Genomic DNA, 17733 nt, shown 5'->3' with positions numbered 1-17733 from the left:
GTCAGCCCCCTACTGCTCCGATGTCGGTCACGCCGACATCCGTGCGATGGAAATTCTGGAAGGAGCGGGATGCCGTCGGCCCGCGCTGCCCCTGGTACCTGTTGCCGTAGGGGCCGGAACCGTAGGGGTTCTCGGCCGGCGAGGTGAGGCGGAAGAAGCAGAGCTGCCCGATCTTCATCCCGGGCCAGAGCTTGATCGGCAGGGTCGCCACGTTCGCGAGCTCGAGGGTCACGTGCCCGGTGAATCCGGGGTCGATGAATCCGGCCGTCGAGTGCGTGATGAGACCGAGGCGGCCGAGCGACGACTTGCCCTCGAGGCGCGCGGCGACATCGTCGGGAAGCGTGACCTGTTCGTACGTGGCTCCGAGCGCGAACTCACCCGGGTGCAGGATGAACGGCTCGTCCGGCTTCACCTCGATGAGACGCGTGAGCTCGGGCTGATCCTCGGCGGGATCGATGAACGGGTACTTGTGATTGTCGAAGAGACGGAAGTACCGATCGAGGCGCACGTCGATGCTCGACGGCTGGATCATCTCCGGCTCGTGCGGTTGCAGGCCGACGCGGCCCGATGCGAGTTCTGCCCTGATGTCGCGATCGCTGAGAAGCACGGGTTCAGCCTAGTTGCCCGCTCTGCCCTTGTCGGGAGGAACGTCATCCGCTAGATTGTGTTGACGTCGACATGTTGACGTCAACACAATCTGATTGGACAAGGATGTCTGAAAGAAGAACGACCCGGCACCGGCGCGCGCTCGCCCTGGCCGCAGTGCTCGCCGCGACGGCGACGGGGCTCACCGCCGTTCCGCAGGCGGCGACGGCGGCCGGATCCGACCTCACCCTCACCCCCAATCCGGCCTATGCCGGCGAATCCTTCCGGGGCTGGGGATCGAGTCTGGTCTGGATGGCGAACGCCACCGGCTCCTACCCGGCCGACCTGCGGGACGAGCTGATCGACAAGGTCTTCGGCGACGACGGACTGAACCTCAACATCGCGCGCTACAACATCGGCGGCGGCAACGCCTCCGATGTGCCCGACTACCTCCGCCCGGGCGGTGCCGTGCCCGGCTGGTGGAACCCTGAGGCGCCGCTCACCGACGAGAACGGCGCGATCTCCTCCGACTTCGCCGACCGGGACCGCTTCCGCGCCGCGTGGACGGGCGAGAACGCGAGCGACTACGACTTCTCCGCGGATGCCGCGCAGCTGGCCTGGGTCTCGGCGATCAAGGACGAGGTCGACACCTGGGAGGCGTTCAGCAACTCCCCGCCCTACTTCCTGACCGAGAGCGGATTCGTCAGCGGCGGCACCGACGCCTGGGCCGATCAGATCCGCCGGGACTCGCTCGGCGCCTTCGCCACCTACCTGAAGACCGTGGTCGAGCACGTCGAAGACACTCAGGGGATCTCCTTCGACACGATCGATCCGCTGAACGAGCCGAACACCAACTACTGGGGCACGACTCTCGGCGATGACGGCTGGCCCACGAGCGCGAGCCGGCAGGAGGGCGCCCATGCCGGCCCCGCCCTGCAGGCCGAGGTGATCAAGGCCCTCGCCGCCGAGCTCGCCGAGTCGGGCACCACGACGGATGCCGCGATCTCGGGCCCCGACGAGACCAACCCCGACCGGTTCGTCGAGGACTGGAACGGGTGGGACGGCGAAGCGCGGGACGCGGTCTCGCAGCTCAACGTGCACACCTACGGCACCGGCGGCCGTCCGCTCGTCCGCGACATCGCCAAGAGCGCCGACAAGCCGCTGTGGATGAGCGAGGTCGAGGGCAACTGGGGCGGCGACAGCTGGAACCCCGACGCGATCGAGAACGGACTCGGCATCGCGCAGCTGGTCAGCGACGACCTGCGCGAGCTCGAGCCGGAGGCGTGGGTGCTGTGGCAGCCGGTCGAAGACCTCTACAACATGGAGAAGGTCGAGAAGAAGAACTGGGGTTCGATCTTCATCGACTTCGACTGCGACGCGAACGGCGACTCCGCCCGCCGCATCGCCGACGGCGACGCCGACCCGAGCTGCCAGCTCCGCACGAACGCGAAGTACAACACGCTCCGCAACTTCACGCACTACATCGAGCCGGGCGACCAGCTGATCCGCGTCGGCGACGACGACACCACGGCCGCGATCGACGGTGACGGCTCGGGTGCCACGCTCGTGCACACCAACGAGAGCGACCAGGCCCGCACGATCACGATCGATCTCTCGCTGTTCGGCGAGGTCGACGCGGGCGCGACCGTGACGCCGATCGTGACCACCGAGTCGCCGGCATCCGACCCGGAGGCGAACGCGCTCCGCGCGGGCACCGCGGTCTCGGTCGGCGCCGACGGCGCCGCGACTCTCACGGTTCCGGCGAAGTCGGTCACCACCTTCGTCATCTCGGGCGTCGGAGGTGTCGCCGCCGAGGCGCCGGCTCTCCGCGACGGCGCCTCGTACACGCTGACGGGCGCGCAGAGCGGGCACGCGCTGACCGTGGTCGACGACAGCACGCAGCTCGGCAGTGCCCGTGAGCCCGCACTGATCGAAGCCCAGACGTGGACGGCATCGCTGATCGACGACCAGCCGGGAACGACGCGCGACCGCTTCGCACTGCGCGCCGCCGACGGTCGCGCGCTCGTGGCCGATGGCGACGGCACCGCGCTGCAGACGCTCGACGACGCCGCGGCATCCGCCGATCCATCGGCCCTGTGGATGATGACCTCGACGAACGGCACCACCTTCAGCCTGCTCAACGCCGGCCGCGGGAAGGTGCTCGACGTCGCCGGCGCCTCGACATCGACCGGCGCGTCGGTGGGGGTATGGCAGTCGAACGGGGGCGCGAACCAGCAGTGGCGTCTCGACCCGGCGCGCGAGGACATCGCTCCGTACGCGAGCTTCCGTCCCGGCCAGGAGTGGCTCGACACCGACGGCGAGGTGATCCAGGCCCACGGCGGTCAGGTGGTCCCGTCGAAGGACGACGACGGCCGCACGATCTACTACCTCTACGGCGAGGACCGCACGAACGGCTACCACTCGGCGCCGGGCGTGCACGTCTACAGCTCGTACGACCTCTACAACTGGGAGGACCGCGGGGTCGCGCTGCGCACGCTGGCGTCGACGGAGGACTTCGACGATCCGTACTTCGAGGCGCTCTACGGCGACTACTCGCAGGAGCAGAAGGATGCCGTCTACCGCGACCTCGGCACCGTGCCGGTCGAGGGGGTGACCCCTCCGATCATCGAACGCCCGAAGGTCATCTACAACGAGAAGACCGGCAAGTGGGTGATGTGGGCGCACATGGACGGACCGTCCGCGACGTCGTCGGCGCAGTACGCCAAAGCGAATGCCGGAGTGGCCGTGGCCGACTCCCCGTTCGGGCCGTTCCGCTACATCGACAGCTACCGGCTGAACTCTGCGCCGGCGGATGCCGATCCCGTCAACAACGCGCCGAACAACCCCGGTATGGCGCGCGACATGAACCTGTTCGTCGACGACGACGGGACCGGATACATCATCTACTCGAGCGAGGAGAACGCCACCATGTTCATCTCGAAGCTGAACGAGGAGTACACCGATCTCGCGACGCCCGCCGATGAGGCCGTTCTCGGCGTGGACTACAACCGCATCTTCGTGAACCAGTCGCGCGAATCCCCGGCGATCTTCCAGCACGACGAGCGGTACTTCCTGATCACGTCGGGCACGACCGGGTGGAGCCCGAACCCGGCGCAGTGGGCGACGTCGACCGACCTCATGGGCGCGTGGACCGAGATGGGCGATCCGTTCCCCTGGTGGGCGCAGAGCAACTCGTGGAACTCGCAGCCGTCGTCGGTGATCCCCGTCGATCCCGACCAGGGGAAGTACATCTACATGGGTGACCGCTGGAACGGCGGCACCGACCTGAAGAACGCCCAGATGGTGTGGCTCCCGATCAGCATGGGCGAGGGCGGAGACTCGCTCTCGGTCGAGGTGTACGACGAGTGGACGCTCGACCAGCTCGATCAGTGGTCGGCGTGGGAGGTCTCGGCGGTTCCCGAGACGGTTCCGGTCGGCGGTGACTTCGACGTGCCGGTCGTGAACGTGACGAGGAACGGCGTCGCGACCGAGCAGCCGGTGACGTGGAGCTTCAGCGGATCCTTCGACGCCCCCGGCATCGTGACGGCGACGGGCACCCTGCCGGAGTTCGGCGGGCGCACCTTCACCCGCACGATCGCGGTGGTGCCGGAGGGGATCCGCTACGCGGTCAACGCCGGCGGGCAGCAGACATCGGACTGGCTGGCGCTGAAGGATGCTGTCGCCGACGGCGACCTGCAGAACAGCCGCGCCGACCAGCCCTACGGAGAAGACGCCGACACCGGCGCCTCGTGGGGCTACGTCAGCGAGGGCAGCAAGACGTCGGGTGCGACCGACGGCACGATGTTCTCCACCCTGCGGTACGCCGTCGAACAGCGCGATATCGCGTACCGCTTCGGCGACCTGGAGCCGGGGCGGTACAGCGTGCACGTCGGCTACGCGGATCCCTGGGACCAGTGGGATGACCGCGGGGCACAGGTGAGCGTCAACGGCGCGGTCGTCGAAGAGGACCACGACTACACGGCGGCCGATGAGACGCGCAGCTACGCCGACATCAGCGTGGGAGACGCCGGCGAGATCGAGCTGGTGCTGCATCCGACGCGCGACGCCGACGTGCAGGTGAGCTGGATCATGGTGACGCTCGACGAGCCGACGACTCCGGCGGCGCCCGAGATCACGATCTCGTCGGATGCCGTCACCGCCGGCGACCGCATCACCGTCGAGGTCGCCGGGCTCGAACCGGAGGAGGACGTGTCGTTCGCGCTGCACTCCGACCCGGTCGACATGGGCACGGTGACGGCGGACGGCGCCGGAGCCGCGTCCCTGACCTGGCGGGTCCCGACGAGCGTCCCCGCCGGAGCGCACCACGTCGTGATGACGAGGGCCGATGGATCGGAGTTCCGCGCCGCGTTGACGGTGCGGGCAGCGCAACCGGGGACCGGGCAGCCGGGAGCCGGCGGGGTCGTCGGTGGAGCGAGCGGCGGAGCACTCGCCTCGACCGGCCTCGACGGCGGCGCGCTCTCCGCGATGCTGGCACTCGCGGCGCTCCTGCTCGTCGGCGGCGGTCTCGCCTTCGCCGGCCGGCGGCGCTGGCGGCGCTGACCGGATTCATCCGTCGGGGGTCACTGCGGGCAGTCGTCCGTGGTGGCCCCCGAGCTTTTGCCATCCGGCGGCGGACGGGTAGGCTTGCGTTCACCCGCTCCGCGAGCGGGTTCGGGACTGTAGTTCAATGGCAGAACTTCTGCTTCCCAAGCAGATAGCGCGGGTTCGATTCCCGTCAGTCCCTCCACATCACGACGTCCCGCCATCGCGCGGCCGCGCGTGGGTCTTCCGCCGGCCAGCGTCCTTGCCGTAGGTCTCCTCGAAGGAGTGCATGGCCCGGGCGACCTTTCGCAGCACGAACACCTGCGCAACCGTCAGGCCGAGGAACGCCACGCCGAGGATCACGCGGAACGCATCGAACCCGTCGAGCAGGCCGGACAGCAGCCACCACGCACCGTTGATGCCCCAGACGACGAGCATGACGGTCGCCCAGATCCTCTGTCGTCGAAGCGCCGCACGCTGCGGGATCAGCGCCGGCGGCTGCGAGGCTCGATGTCGCCGCAGGTTCCTAGGATGGACGCATGCGTCTGCTCCTGATCCGTCATGCTCAGACACCGTCGAACGTGCGCGGCCTGCTCGATACGGCGGCTCCGGGCCCCGGCCTCACCGAGCTCGGGCACCGACAGGCGGCCGCGATCCCCAGGGCGCTGAAGGATCGCGAGATCAGCAGCATCACCGTTTCGAACCTCGTGCGGACGTCGCTGACGGCGGCACCGCTCGCGGAGGAACGCGGCTTGACGCCCGTGATCGATGCCGGCGTCCGGGAGATCGACGCCGGTGACGATGAGATGGCGGCGGGCTTCGCCTCCTTCACGCGCTACATTGAAGTGGCATGGGCGTGGGCGAGCGGCGATCTCGACGTGCGGATGCCGGGCGCCGAGAACGGCCACGAGTTCTTCGAGCGGTTCGACGACGCGGTGGAGCGGGCTCTGACCTCGGGCGGACCCCATCCGGTCATCGTCAGCCACGGTGCCGCGATCCGCGTCTGGGTCGGCGGACGGTGCCGCAACATGGGCGACCTGTTCAGCTCCGACATCGAGCTGCACAACACCGGCAGCGCCCTGGTGGAACGCGAGGACGACGGCTCCTGGACGCTGGTGGAATGGACATCGAACCCCATCGGCGGCCCGCAGGTCGACACTCCGGTCCACCCTGCGAGCCAGGACCCGACGGGCTCGCTGACCGCGGAAGACCTCGACTGACGTCGAGTCTTCGCTCCGCAAGAGACCGGTTCAGCCGTCGACCTGCGACCGCAGGTCCCACACCTCCTCGAGGGGCACGAACCCCTCGGAGCCGTCGGCGTCGCGGAACAGCTCCACGAACGGGCCGATCTCGGCCTGCCACGCGTGGTCCGCGGGATCATCGGCCAGAGCCGCGAGCGCGGCATCCCAGTCCTCGCACTCGACCAGGTGGAAGAGACGGTGACCCGAGCGCCAGATCGTCCAGTCGCGGATGCCGATGCGGGCGAACGTCGCGGCCAGGTCGTCGGGGATGCGGGCGTGGTGCGAGCGGTAGTCGTCGATCGCGCCCTCGCGGATCTCGGAGTGCAGAGCGATGCGCATTCAGGGCCTTTCGTCAGATGCGGGAGCGGAACGAGATCGCGACCGGCGTCGCGGCATCCGTCTTCTCCAGAATGGCACCGTCGGCCGCGACATGACGATGCGGGGCGGGCAGGGTCTCCCCCGTCCGCCCCGCATCGCAGGCCGCCTGCGATTACTTCTTGAAGGCGTCCTTGACGTTCTCGCCGGCCTGCTTCACGTCGGACTTGGCCTGGTCGGCCTTGCCCTCGGCGACGAGCTTGTCGTTGTCGGTCACGTTGCCGATCGCTTCCTTCGCCTTGCCGGCGATGTCCTGAGCGGCGTTCTTGATCTTGTCATCGAGTCCCATGGGGAGCTCCTTTCCTGGTGGTGATCATGACGTCGGGGTGATCCCCGACGCCTTATCGACGCGCCGCGCAGCGACCGGCGATAAGTCTGGGAGGGGGCGGATGCCGATTCAGCGACGCGCCTTGTCGAGCGCTTTCCGCGCCGCCTTGGCTGCCTTCTCGGCTTTCTTGTGACGCTCCTTCTTTGCCTTGGGGTCGTTCCACATGCGCACGAGCTGGTGTCGCACCGACTCGCCCTTGTCGATCCGCACCGTCGCGGCCCTGCTTCCGAAGATGTAGGCGACGAAGGCGACAGCGCCGATGAGGAGGATCTTGTCACGCATGGTGGCTGCTTTCCCTGTGGGTGAGGTGGACGCGGCTCAGACGAGCCGGCGCTGATCGTGGGCGAGACGCGCACGCAGACCGGTGTGGATCGAGACGTAGGTCTCGGTCTCGCGCCCGGTCAGGGCGGCGAGGTTCGTGAGCAGGCGGTCGATGTGCTCGACCAGCTCGCGAGGGTCGGTGTTCTGCCGGGGGGTGACGGCCACGTGCAGCACCGGCCGGCTCTTGATGTCGTTGGCCGTGACACTCGACGAGAGGATCTCGTCTCGCGTCGCCAACGAGTTCTTCACGGCATCCGAGACGAACGACTCCGTGACGGTGACGCGGCCGAGCGGGTTCTGCGCACCGGACGAGCGCAGCACCGTCTTCGAGCGACGACCCGCGACGCTGGTGAGCGCCAGGATCAGCAGCACGATGACCACGAGGATCGCGGCGACAGCGCCGACGCCGATCCACGACAGGTTGCCACCGGCGATGGCGGAAGCCGCGATCGCCTGGTCGAGCCAGGTGCGGGCGCCCTTTCCGCCCGACGTCCATACGTCTGTCGCGGTGGGCCAGCTCATGATGGCGACGCCGACCGCGCCGAGACCGAGGAAGATCAGGCCGATGATCAGCAGCAGGGTGCGGTTCAACGCACGGTTCGTGTTGTTCACAGCTCGTCTTCCTTCTCGTCGGGGCGATCGATGCGAACCCGCGTGCGGACGCTCCGGGTGAGCCGGTACGTCTGCAGTTCGAGCTCGGCAGCCGACTGCACCATGCTCTTGTCGAGCGGGACGCCGGCGCCGGGGCGCACGGTGACGTCGACGCTGCGGTGGCCCACGCCGACGGTGATGTTCTCGCGGGCGAGACCCGTCTGATCGGACACATGCTGGGCGAGAGCGCTCGCGATCACGCCGTTGTCGACGACGACCGCACGGTCTCCGGCCTCGAGCGTGTGCTTCGAGAGACGGCCGGGGGTGATGGCGAGGACGATGAAGACCACGCCGATGACGGCGAGGACCACACTGCCCGCGATCACGAGCCCTGCCGGCTGGGCGGTCGGAAGACCGACGAGCCATCCTCCTGCCGCGGCGGGACCGAGGAGGAGTGCCGGCTGAGCCGCGAGGTTCAGCACGATCTCCAGTCCGATATAGGCGAGCGCCAGGATCAGCAGGATGACCGCGACGAACGTCGCGACGGTGCGCGGCGAATGCGTCTCGCGTCGGACGACGCGACGCAGAACCGGGGTGCTCATCGCACTCGTCTCCTTTCAGGGATGGTGGCGCCGGTGATGGTGAGGTTGATGCGCGTCACTTCTCGGCCGAGCATTCGGGAGAGGCTCTGCTGCAACTGCTCCTGCAGCTGACGCGCCCGGTCGAGGACCGGCATGCTCTGGGCGATCGCGGCGGTGTCGTCGAGATCGGGGACGGGAAGCGGCGTCGCGATGCGGACGGCGATGCCTCCGGGGTGTTCCGCGACGTCGACCTTCACGTCACCGCGGGGCACACCGATCAGGGTTGCGGACGCCTGCTCGGTGACCGTGCGGTACACGCGCTCTCTCACGTCGATGCGGCCCGGGACGGCGTCCCCTCCGGTGGCGACCCCTGCAGGGCCGCCACCGGGGGCGAGGTGCTGGTCGACGCGCATCAGGAGGTGCGCCGCCCTGTGAAGGCGTCGGCGAGCCCGCGGACGTCGATCTTGCCGGAGACGATCCGACCGACCACCGCGCCGATGCCGGCGAACAGAGCCATGAGAAGGAATCCCCAGAACCCGAACAGCAGCGCTGCGAGGGCGAGGAGGGCGCCGATCAGGGCGCCGGTGGTGGTGGGGGTCATGAGACTCGCGACTCCTCGTTCTCCTGGTTGTCGGTGCCGGGCACGTGCACGTCGTTGACCTCGACGTTGACCTCGACGACCTCGAGGCCGACCAGGCGGGTGATCGCACCGGCGACGGCGGCGCGTACGTTGCTCGCGACCTCCTGGATCGGAGCGGGGTACTCGACGACGATGGTCAGGTCGGCAGCCGCCTGGGTCTCGCCGACCTCGACCTTGACGCCCTGAGCGAGGTCGGTCGCGTTGATCACGTCGCGGATGGCGCCGAAGGCGCGGGCTCCGCCACCACCGAGCGCGAACACACCGGGAACCTCACGAGCGGCGATGCCGGCGACCTTGGCGACCACGCCGTCGGCGATGACCGTCTTGCCCGCGGCATCCGTGTCGGCAGGAATGCGCGACGTCGAGAAGCTCGAGGAGCGGTCCACGCGAGAGGTGGAAGCTGCCGGCTTCGAGGCGGCTGCCGTGTCGGGCAGTCCCTTCTCGGCGGGGGTGGCGGGAGTGTTCTGATCCTGGTTTGCCATGACGGGTCCTATCTCGATCTGTGGGCCGACCGCGAGCCCCCGTGGGCTCCTGCCGGGAGCGATCGACTCGCTCACAGGTAAGACGCATGGACCCGCCGATTCGTCACGAAAAGATCTGAACTTTTCGTGCGCCCGTATCGTCTCTTCTTCGGAGGGTGCGTTTCCGCGCCCACGGAACGGGGGGTCTCATGGGCGGATCGACGTCGTCGATCACCGGCGGAGCCGCGGAATCACGGGTAGGGGCGCGCGCGCACCTATGACGGATTTCGGAGCACCGACGGATGCCGATCGGCTGCTGCGAAACGCTCACGACCGTTATTCCGGCATGCTGCGAGGCTTCGTGATCTCGCTCCCCTACGACGCCGCCCTCGCCGACGACGTGGTGCAGGAGACGCTCCTGAGGGCCTGGCAGCACTCCGAGATCCTGACGAGACCCGAGCCGGTGGTGCGGGCGTGGCTGTGCCGGGTGGCGCGCAACCTCGTCACCGATGATCTGCGCAGCGCCAGGAGACGCCGCGAGATCGCGGTGGAGACGCTGCCGGAGTCCGCGCACGTCGACGACACCGATCGCCTGTTCGAGCGCTGGATCATCGCCGAGGCGGTGTCCACACTGCCCGCCGACCACCAGGCGGTCATCAACGGCGCGTACCACGGCGGCCGGAGCGTTGCGCAGCTCGCCACCGAATTCGGCATCCCCGCCGGCACCGTCAGATCGCGCCTGCACTACGGCATGCGCGCCCTGCGCGTCGCCCTGCAGGAGAGAGGCGTCGTCTCATGAAGCCCGACGAGTACTCCGAATGGGATGCGGCCTACGTGCTCGGGGCTCTCAGCGTGAGCGACCGGCGCGAATTCGATCTTCACCTCTCCACCTGCCGGTCCTGCCGACAGTCGGTGAACCAACTGGCGCCTCTCCCCGGCATGCTCGCCGCGGTTCCGGCGCCGGGCGTGCGCGCTGCGCGGCCGGAGGCGACGAGTCGCACGGATGCCGTGGCATCCGCTCCCCGCGTGCGCACGGCGCGAGCCGAGCGCGTGCGCCGACGGAAGCGGAAGGGCAGGATGCTGCTCGCCGCCGGCGTGCTGGGCGTGATGCTGCTCGGCGGCAGCGCCGGCTACGCCATCATCATGCACGCCGGCAGCAGTGTCGCCGCGAGCGAGTCCCTGCACCTGGAGCCGGTCGCGAGAAGCGGTGTACGGGCCGACCTGTCGATCACGGCGATGGCTGCGGGCACGCGTCTCGACTGGACCTGCTCGTACCCGCCGGGGGTCCCGCTCGGACACGGCTACGAACTCGCCGTCATCGACGCCGACGGCGTGCGGACGGTCGTCTCGACCTGGGTCGGCGACGGCAGATCGCACACCACGGGGCTCTCGGCCACCACGGCCACCCCGGCGGACGAGATCACCCGGATCGAGCTGTCCGCCGCGGGCTCCGGCATGCTCCTCGCCGCCGCCGATCACTGACCACCGCACACCGACACCGACACCGACACCGACACCGACACCGGAGGAAATCATGTCCACACGCACAGAGATCGCCCGCACCGCACCCGCACCGTCCGCCCTCGACTCGCCCGCGGCCCGCGTCTTCATCGCACTCACGCGCATCGCCCTGGGCTTCGTCTATCTGTGGGCGTTCGTCGACAAGCTCTTCGGCTTGGGCGTCGCGACCCCGCCCGAGGGCTCGGTGCTGGCCGGCCAGTCGCCGAGCGCCGGCTACCTGAGCCACACCGACGGCGCGTTGTCGGGCATGTTCCAGGCGCTCGCGGGAAACCCGGTCGTCGACGTGCTGTTCATGCTCGGCCTCGGCGCCGTGGGGGCGGCGTTCATCGCGGGCGTCGGGCTGCGTCTCGCCGCCCTCGGCGGCACGTTCGTGATGGGCGGCATCTACCTCAGCATGCTGCCGCTCTCGAACAACCCCATCGTCGACGAGCACCTCGTGTACATCCTGATCGGCTGGATGCTCGCCGCGGTCGGCGCCGGTTCCGCTCTGGGCCTCGGCGCGTGGTGGCAGTCGCTGCCCTGGGTGCGGGGGCATCGCTGGCTCTCCTGACGCCGATCCCATCCGGCGAGCGATCGGCGACGAACAAGACGCATGCGCCGTCTCCGATCGCTCGCGTCCGTCGTCGCCCTCACCCTCGGCCTCACCGCCTGCAGCGCCGGGCCCGCGCCCGACGTGTCGCCGACACCCGCCAGCGGTCCGGTCGTCGCGTTCTACGGCGACTCGTACACGCTCGGCACCGGAGCGAGCGACTCTTCGCTGCGCTGGTCGACGATCATCAGCGCCGACCGCGGCTGGAGCGAGTTCAACCCGAGCGTCAACGGTCTCGGGTTCGTGAACCATCGCTCGGACTTCGGCGAGGATGATCTTCCCGAACTCGTCATCGAGGCCGACCCCGACATCGTCTTCATCACCATGGGCCTGAACGACAACTTCAGCTACGACCAGCGGGCCGACCTCATCCGCGAGACGATCACGGCCGACCTCACCCGCATCCGGGAGGCCCTACCCGACGCGCGGATCATCGTCGTCGAGCCGTTCTGGTACACCGAGGAGCGCCCGGAGTCCGTGGAGACGATCATCGGCTGGGTCGAGGCGGCCGCGGCCGAGATCGGCGCCGACTGGATCCCCGGCGCGAGCCGCTGGCTCGACGGCCACTACGCCGGATCCAAGGACAGCTGGATGGCATCCGACGGCATCCATCCGAACGACGACGGGTATGCCCACATGGCCGACGAGATGGATGCCGCGCTGGCGCAACTCGATCCGGCGCTGTGATCAGCCGGCCGCCGCCGCCTCGTTGACCGTCCGCAGTACCGGGAAAGAGCCGAGAGCCTCGGCATCGAGCGCCTCCGGCGACATCACCGTGACGCGGGTGATCTCGCCGGGGACGATGTCCATGTCGGCGTCGTCGGTCCATGCATCGGCGACCAGCCGGTCGGGGAAGAAACAGAGCCCCCGCACGAACTCGCCGGCGGTGACGTCGATCGTCTGCTGCCCGTCACGCCACTCGCCGACCTCGACCTGGAGGACGGCCGCCTGCAGCGCGAGATCCTTGTCCTCGACGAACATGTGGCTCGTTGCGCGGGCACCCGAGACATCGACCCGGATGACCTCGCGGCGGGAGTCGGCGGGCGTCGCGACATCCGCGTCGACCGGCTCTCCCACGCTGTCGAGCGCGGGCACGGTCAGCGACACCGCCTGCTCGGCGAGCACGCTGCCGTCGAACGCGAGCCGACGGATGCTGCCGGCCACCGCCCAGTCCTCGATCGAGTCGTTGACCGCGACGAGCATCAGGGTGCCGTCGGGCATCGGCTGCACGGTGACGATGCGCTCGGCGTTCGACCGGCGCAGTCCGTGCCAGAGCGGCTTGCGCCGTCCGTCGCCGTCGACCGCGGCCCACGAGGTCACCGGCCAGCAGTCGTTGAGCTGCCAGACGATCGTGCCCATGCAGTGCGGGCGCTGCGAGCGATAGCGCTCGATGCCGAAGACGATCGCGCGCGTCTGGTTGAGCTGGGTGAGGTAGTGCCAGTCCTCCATGGACTGCGGCGCGGGCAGGTGCGGCTCCATGCCGCGGGCGAGCTTCTCGTTGCCGTCCGCAGCCTTCTGGTGCAGCAGCATCCCGGGCGACTCCGGCGTGAGCGGCTCGTCGTGGATCGCGCGCGTGAGCGTCGACCAGGTCGGCGGGCCCTGGAAGCCGAACTCCGAGACGAAGCGCGGCTCGTAGTCGGCGTAGGTCGTGTAGTCGACGCGGTTCCAGACGTCCCAGATGTGCACGTTGCCGCGGTCGAAGTCGTTCGGGTGGAAGTCCATCGACCCCGAGAACGGGCTGCCCGGCCAATAGGGAATGGTCGGCGCGAGCTCGGCGACGATCGGCGGGAGGAGCTCTGTGTAGTAGCCGAGTCCCCAGGTGCGGTCGCCGACCTCGTCCTGCCAGTTCCAGTCGAACCAGCCCCAGATGTTCTCGTTGCAGCCGTTCCAGAGCACGAGGCTGGCGTGGGTCGAGAGGCGCAGCACGTTGTCGCGCGCCTCGGCGATGACCTCGCTGCGGATCGGCTCCTCCTCGGGGTAGGCGGCGCACGCGAACAGGAAGTCCTGCCAGGTGAGCACGCCCAGCTCGTCGCAGATGTCGTAGAACTCGTCGCGCTCGTAGATGCCGCCGCCCCATACGCGGAGCAGGTTGAGGTTCGCTCCGATCGCCTGCTCGATGCGGGCGCGGTAGCGCTCTTCGGTCAGGCGCGAGGGGAAGCAGTCGTCGGGGATCCAGTTGGCCCCGCGGATGAACAGCGGGATGCCGTTGATGAGGAAGGTGAACTTCGAGCCCGCTTCGTCGTCCGACGTGTCGAGTTCGACGGTGCGGAATCCGACCCGGCGGCGCCACGCGTCGCGGGTGATGTCACCGTCGCGCAGGGAGACCTCGAGCTCGTAGAGCGGCTGCTCGCCCATGCCGCGCGGCCACCAGACGGCGGCCTGCGGCACGCGCACCTCGGCGTCGACGGATGCTGCGCCCGCAGCGACCGGGACCTCGATGTGGCGGCCGGCGATGGAGACGGTGAGCGTGCGGGCCGTGGTATCGGCATCCGCTTCTGATCCAGACGTCGCGAGCAGTGCGGTGACGCGCACCACGCCGGTGTCGCCGTCGAGCGTCAGCGCGGAGCGCACCTCGGCGAGCCGAGCGCCCGACCACGACTCGAGACGCACGTCCTTCCAGATGCCGGCGGTGACGAGCTGGGGACCCCAGTCCCAGCCGAAGTTCGCCGCCATCTTGCGGATGAACCCGAAGGGCGTGGGGTACGCGTTGGGCAGGTCGCCGAGCTCGGCCTTCACCGATTCGGCGTACTCCCACGCGGAGTCGAAGATGACCTCGAGCTCGTTCGCGCCCTCGCGCAGCCGATCGGTGACGTCGAACCGGTAGGTGCGGTGCTGGTTGAAGGTGCGCCCGACCTCTTCGCCGTTCAGCGACACGGTCGCCACGGTGTCGAGACCGTCGAACCCCAGCTCGGTGCGCTCCTCACCGGCATCCGCCCAGTCGATGCTCGTGCGATACGCCCAGCGGGTGTGGCCGATCCACTCGTCCTTCACCTCGTTCAGGTCGAGGTACGGGTCGTCGATCAGTCCCGCCGCGAGCAGGTCGGTGTGCACGGTTCCGGGAACGGTCGCGGGAATCGAATCCGGCAGCGCGGCCGCGGGGCTCGCAGCATCCGGAGCGACGGCGCGGAGCGTCCATCCATGGGTGAGGGAGGAGACCTGGGTCACGTGGTGCCTGCTTTCGAACGACTCGGGGGATCGCGTGGCTTGACCCAGCCACGCTACCCGCAGGGGACGACTTCTGTTGCTAGGGTCGCGCAGGTACCCACGACCAGGACGACCGGAATGAGGACCAGATCGTGAGCGAGCCCACCCAGGCCAAGACCAGGACGGACGCGCTGTGGCGCGTCATCATCATCGCGATCTTCGTGATCGGAGTGCTGGTCGCGCTCGCGTTCCCGCTTCTCAACGGCAACTGGCGGTCCGTCTTCGCCGCCGTGCCGGTCTTCGCCTTCGGCATCCTGATCGCCGCGATCCGCTCGATCCGCCTCTGACCCGAGGACGGATGCCGCGGCGGCAGACGCCCGGTCATCGCGACTCAGGCCCGGTTCCACTCCGGCAGCGGGTACTCGCTGACGGGTGGCGGCGTGGCCAGCACGGCGGTCAGGAGCCCCAGCACCATCACCGCGCTGAGTCCGACCACGATCCACACCGTGACACGCCGGGCGCGCGTCGGCCGGTCGCCGCCCAGCCCCACGAGCGCGGCGAACAGCAGCAGGACGAGCCAGACCAGGAGCGCGAAGACACCCATCCCGATGCCGATCGCCCGCTCGGCGTCATCCGAATCGGAGTACCCGATGACCATGAGACCCGGGCCTGCCAGCGTGAGACCCGAGAGTCCGAGCATGAAGCCGCCGAAGAGTCCGGCGAGCGTCGCCGCGATGGCGAGGAGGACAGTTCCGACGATCCGCACGGTCCGATCCTGCCACGTGGCGGACTGGTGACCCGACGTCGAGGAAGACCGCTTCGGTCAGCGCCCGCCGGCACAACCGCGGCGCGTCAGACCCCTTCCGCGGCCAGCCGACCCCGCAATGTCTCGAGCCGCACGGCCGCCTGCACGCGGAAGCGATACTCGGGGTCGCTCCAGTCGCCCTCGAGCAGAGCCCACACGCGCTCCAGCCGCTGCTGGACCGTGTTGGTGTGCACCCGCAGCGCAGCCGCGGCGGCCCTGCGGCTCTCGCCGCCGTCGAAGTAGGCGCCGAGCGTCTCGACGAGCAGCGTGCCGCGGCGGGCATCCCATTCCCGCACGGGACCGAGCAGGTCGTCGACATAGCGCGCCACGGCATCCGGCGTGGCCGAGGTGAGCACGTGATACGGAGCGAAGGCCTCGGAACGCACGGTCGCGCCGGTGATGCCGAGCGGCGCGAGGAAGCGCAGATCGCGCGTGGCCCGATCGACCCCTTCCCTCAACGACGGGATGCCGTCAGCGACCGATCCGACCACCGCCGTGACCTCGGGCTGGCGCATGCGATCCGAGATCACACGTCGCACCGATTCGGTCGCCGCCGTGGCATCCGGCACACCCCAGGCGATGATCAGGTGGTTCTCGCGCTGCGCGACGAGGCCGTCGTCGCCGACGGCATCCGCCGCCGCCGTGAGCGCACCCTCTCCCCCACGGACGTCGACCACCGCGCACGCGGTGATCGACGCGGAGAACTCGGCCCCGAGCTCCGCGGCATCCCGCCCTGTCGCTCCATCGAGAAGACCCAGCAGCAGGTGGGCGCGGCGGTCGGCCCGCAGAGCCGACACCGCCTCGCGTTTGAACGACACCAGCGCGGCGACGTGCGCGGCGCGCTCGAGGGTCGGTCGGGCGACGTCCTCGACCGGCGCATCCTCCTGATCCTCGGCGACGATCGCGCCGAGCACGCGGTCGGCACCCAGGATCGCGACGACGAGCCATCGATGCCTGCCGTCGTCGACCGTGGCGGCATGACCGCTGCGCTGACTCTCACGCACGGCATCCGCCAGCAGGGCGCGCGCCGGGAGCCCGGAGCGGGCGCCGATCGAGGCATCGAGCGGGCGGGCCGCATCGTCGACGGCCCAGACCCGGCGGCCGAGCCGGTCGGACAGAGTGGCGACGAGATCGACGACGGTCGCTCCCGACATCACGGCGGCCGTGAGCTGCTCATGGATGCTGCTCGCCACCTGCGTCGCCTCGAGATGCCGCTGCAGCTCCTGGTACGCGGCCTCGGCGCGAGCACGGGCAGCCGCACTGTCGGCCAGCACACGGGCGCTGTGCAGCACCGCCGCCGCGTGGTCCGCGAAAGCCGACAGCAGCAGGACCTGCTCGGGCGTGAAGTCGTGCGCGAAGCGGTTGCAGGCGAACAGGGCCCCGAGCACCTCGTCGCCGACCGCGAGCGGCACGCCGAGGAACGACACCAGCCCCTCGCGTTCGACGGCCGCATCGATCGCCGCGTCGTGCGGAGCATCCGCCATCCGCGTGTACTGGCGCACCCAGACCGGCTCCCGACTCTGCGCGACCAGGCTCGCGAGGCCGAACCCGGCCGGTACGAGCAGATCGCGGAACTCGGGGGTGACGGTGCCGACCGAGTACCGCACGCGCAGGTCTCCGCCCGTGTTCTCGACCTCGGAGAGATAGGTGACGTCGGTGCCCATCAGCTCGTGCGCCCGCTCCACCAGCCGGCGCAGCACATCGGTCACGTCCTGCAGGCGCACGAGCTCGCGCGCCGTGGAGAAGAGCGCCTCGAGCTCGGTCGCGCGACGTCGCAGCCGCGCGGTCAGCTGCTGCGATTCCTGCACCGATGCGAGCAGCTGCTCGACCTCGGCGGCGGCGACATCGGCATCGGCGAGCAGCCCGGCGAGCGCGGTCATGCCCTCACCGGGCTCGGAGCGGATGGCGGCGACGACCTCGGTCACCAGGGCCGACGACGCATCGGACGAGGTTCGGGGCTTCACAGCCATCGCATCTCCTCGGGAAGCGGCCAGCGGGGTCGACAGCAG

Annotated in this window: 20 protein-coding genes and 1 tRNA gene; 8 read left to right on the top strand and 13 right to left on the bottom strand. The window is 69.4% G+C overall.

Annotated features, from left to right (window positions below; all coding sequences use genetic code 11):
- Position 1: 1 nt before the first annotated feature.
- Positions 2–607 (bottom strand): dCTP deaminase, encoded by a 606-nt coding sequence (gene dcd / locus DW306_RS06165; protein ID WP_136054738.1) that lies wholly within the window; start codon positions 605–607, stop codon positions 2–4.
- Positions 608–711: 104 nt separating this feature from the next.
- Here dcd and DW306_RS06160 point away from each other — a divergent pair, with 104 nt between their 5' ends.
- Both DW306_RS06160 and DW306_RS06155 read left to right on the top strand, forming a co-directional pair.
- Positions 712–5145 (top strand): glycoside hydrolase, encoded by a 4434-nt coding sequence (locus DW306_RS06160; protein WP_136054737.1) that lies wholly within the window; start codon positions 712–714, stop codon positions 5143–5145.
- Between the two features lie 113 nt (positions 5146–5258).
- A tRNA-Gly gene (locus DW306_RS06155) sits at positions 5259–5332 on the top strand.
- Between the two features lie 2 nt (positions 5333–5334).
- Here the strand turns inward: DW306_RS06155 and DW306_RS06150 are convergent.
- Entirely contained in the window at positions 5335–5565 is a 231-nt protein-coding gene (locus tag DW306_RS06150) for a hypothetical protein (protein ID WP_136054736.1), read from the bottom strand.
- 101 nt (positions 5566–5666) lie between these two features.
- Between DW306_RS06150 and DW306_RS06145 the strand changes: the two genes are divergently transcribed.
- Positions 5667–6347 carry a histidine phosphatase family protein gene (locus DW306_RS06145; RefSeq protein ID WP_136054735.1) on the top strand — a complete coding sequence of 227 codons (681 nt, stop codon included), beginning with the start codon at positions 5667–5669 and terminating at the stop codon, positions 6345–6347.
- 30 nt (positions 6348–6377) lie between these two features.
- Here the strand turns inward: DW306_RS06145 and DW306_RS06140 are convergent, their stop codons facing one another.
- The 8 genes from DW306_RS06140 to DW306_RS06105 all read right to left on the bottom strand — a co-directional run bounded on the left by DW306_RS06140 (position 6378) and on the right by DW306_RS06105 (position 9686).
- On the bottom strand, positions 6378–6707 hold the full coding sequence (locus DW306_RS06140) for an L-rhamnose mutarotase (RefSeq protein WP_136054734.1): 330 nt from the start codon (positions 6705–6707) through the stop codon (positions 6378–6380).
- A 151-nt stretch (positions 6708–6858) separates the two neighbouring features.
- Complete coding sequence (locus DW306_RS06135; protein ID WP_136054733.1) at positions 6859–7032, bottom strand: CsbD family protein; 174 nt, start codon at positions 7030–7032, stop codon at positions 6859–6861.
- A 108-nt stretch (positions 7033–7140) separates the two neighbouring features.
- Positions 7141–7353: a hypothetical protein gene (locus tag DW306_RS06130; RefSeq protein WP_136054732.1), complete on the bottom strand. Its 213-nt coding sequence runs from the start codon at positions 7351–7353 to the stop codon at positions 7141–7143.
- Positions 7354–7389: 36 nt separating this feature from the next.
- A complete protein-coding gene (locus DW306_RS06125; protein WP_136054731.1) occupies positions 7390–8004 on the bottom strand; it encodes a hypothetical protein in 615 nt (204 codons plus the stop codon).
- Entirely contained in the window at positions 8001–8585 is a 585-nt protein-coding gene (locus DW306_RS06120) for a DUF6286 domain-containing protein (protein ID WP_136054730.1), read from the bottom strand. Before DW306_RS06120 ends, DW306_RS06125 begins: the two co-directional genes overlap by 4 nt.
- Positions 8582–8977 (bottom strand): hypothetical protein, encoded by a 396-nt coding sequence (locus DW306_RS06115; protein WP_240747090.1) that lies wholly within the window; start codon positions 8975–8977, stop codon positions 8582–8584. The genes DW306_RS06120 and DW306_RS06115 overlap by 4 nt, the downstream gene beginning before the upstream one ends.
- Positions 8977–9165, bottom strand: a complete 189-nt coding sequence (locus tag DW306_RS06110) for a DUF2273 domain-containing protein (RefSeq protein WP_136054729.1) — start codon at positions 9163–9165, stop codon at positions 8977–8979. The genes DW306_RS06115 and DW306_RS06110 overlap by 1 nt, the downstream gene beginning before the upstream one ends.
- Entirely contained in the window at positions 9162–9686 is a 525-nt protein-coding gene (locus DW306_RS06105; protein WP_136054728.1) for an Asp23/Gls24 family envelope stress response protein, read from the bottom strand. Before DW306_RS06105 ends, DW306_RS06110 begins: the two co-directional genes overlap by 4 nt.
- A 256-nt stretch (positions 9687–9942) precedes the next feature.
- Between DW306_RS06105 and DW306_RS06100 the strand changes: the two genes are divergently transcribed.
- From DW306_RS06100 to DW306_RS06085, 4 genes are read left to right on the top strand one after another with little or no spacing between them, the layout of a single operon-like run.
- Positions 9943–10464: a sigma-70 family RNA polymerase sigma factor gene (locus DW306_RS06100; RefSeq protein ID WP_136054727.1), complete on the top strand. Its 522-nt coding sequence runs from the start codon at positions 9943–9945 to the stop codon at positions 10462–10464.
- On the top strand, positions 10461–11147 hold the full coding sequence (locus DW306_RS06095) for a zf-HC2 domain-containing protein (protein ID WP_136054726.1): 687 nt from the start codon (positions 10461–10463) through the stop codon (positions 11145–11147). Before DW306_RS06100 ends, DW306_RS06095 begins: the two co-directional genes overlap by 4 nt.
- A gap of 52 nt (positions 11148–11199) precedes the next feature.
- On the top strand, positions 11200–11736 hold the full coding sequence (locus DW306_RS06090) for a hypothetical protein (protein WP_136054725.1): 537 nt from the start codon (positions 11200–11202) through the stop codon (positions 11734–11736).
- Positions 11737–11778: 42 nt separating this feature from the next.
- Positions 11779–12462 carry an SGNH/GDSL hydrolase family protein gene (locus DW306_RS06085; protein WP_136054724.1) on the top strand — a complete coding sequence of 228 codons (684 nt, stop codon included), beginning with the start codon at positions 11779–11781 and terminating at the stop codon, positions 12460–12462.
- Here the strand turns inward: DW306_RS06085 and DW306_RS06080 are convergent, their stop codons facing one another.
- On the bottom strand, positions 12463–14940 hold the full coding sequence (locus tag DW306_RS06080) for a glycoside hydrolase family 2 protein (protein WP_136054723.1): 2478 nt from the start codon (positions 14938–14940) through the stop codon (positions 12463–12465).
- Between the two features lie 131 nt (positions 14941–15071).
- On the opposite strand from DW306_RS06080, the gene DW306_RS06075 reads away from it, so the two are divergent.
- Positions 15072–15266 (top strand): DUF4175 domain-containing protein, encoded by a 195-nt coding sequence (locus DW306_RS06075; RefSeq protein WP_136054722.1) that lies wholly within the window; start codon positions 15072–15074, stop codon positions 15264–15266.
- A gap of 44 nt (positions 15267–15310) precedes the next feature.
- On the opposite strand, the gene DW306_RS06070 is transcribed toward DW306_RS06075, so the two are convergent.
- Positions 15311–15685, bottom strand: a complete 375-nt coding sequence (locus DW306_RS06070) for a hypothetical protein (RefSeq protein ID WP_136054721.1) — start codon at positions 15683–15685, stop codon at positions 15311–15313.
- A gap of 86 nt (positions 15686–15771) precedes the next feature.
- Positions 15772–17694 (bottom strand): helix-turn-helix domain-containing protein, encoded by a 1923-nt coding sequence (locus tag DW306_RS06065; protein WP_136054720.1) that lies wholly within the window; start codon positions 17692–17694, stop codon positions 15772–15774.
- Between the last annotated feature and the right edge of the window lie 39 nt (positions 17695–17733).

Origin of the sequence: Microbacterium sp. K24 (genome assembly GCF_004794465.1) — a bacterium.
GTDB lineage: Bacteria > Actinomycetota > Actinomycetes > Actinomycetales > Microbacteriaceae > Microbacterium.
The sequence above is the reverse complement of the archived record's forward strand: the minus strand, read 5'-3'. Positions and strand labels throughout refer to the sequence as shown.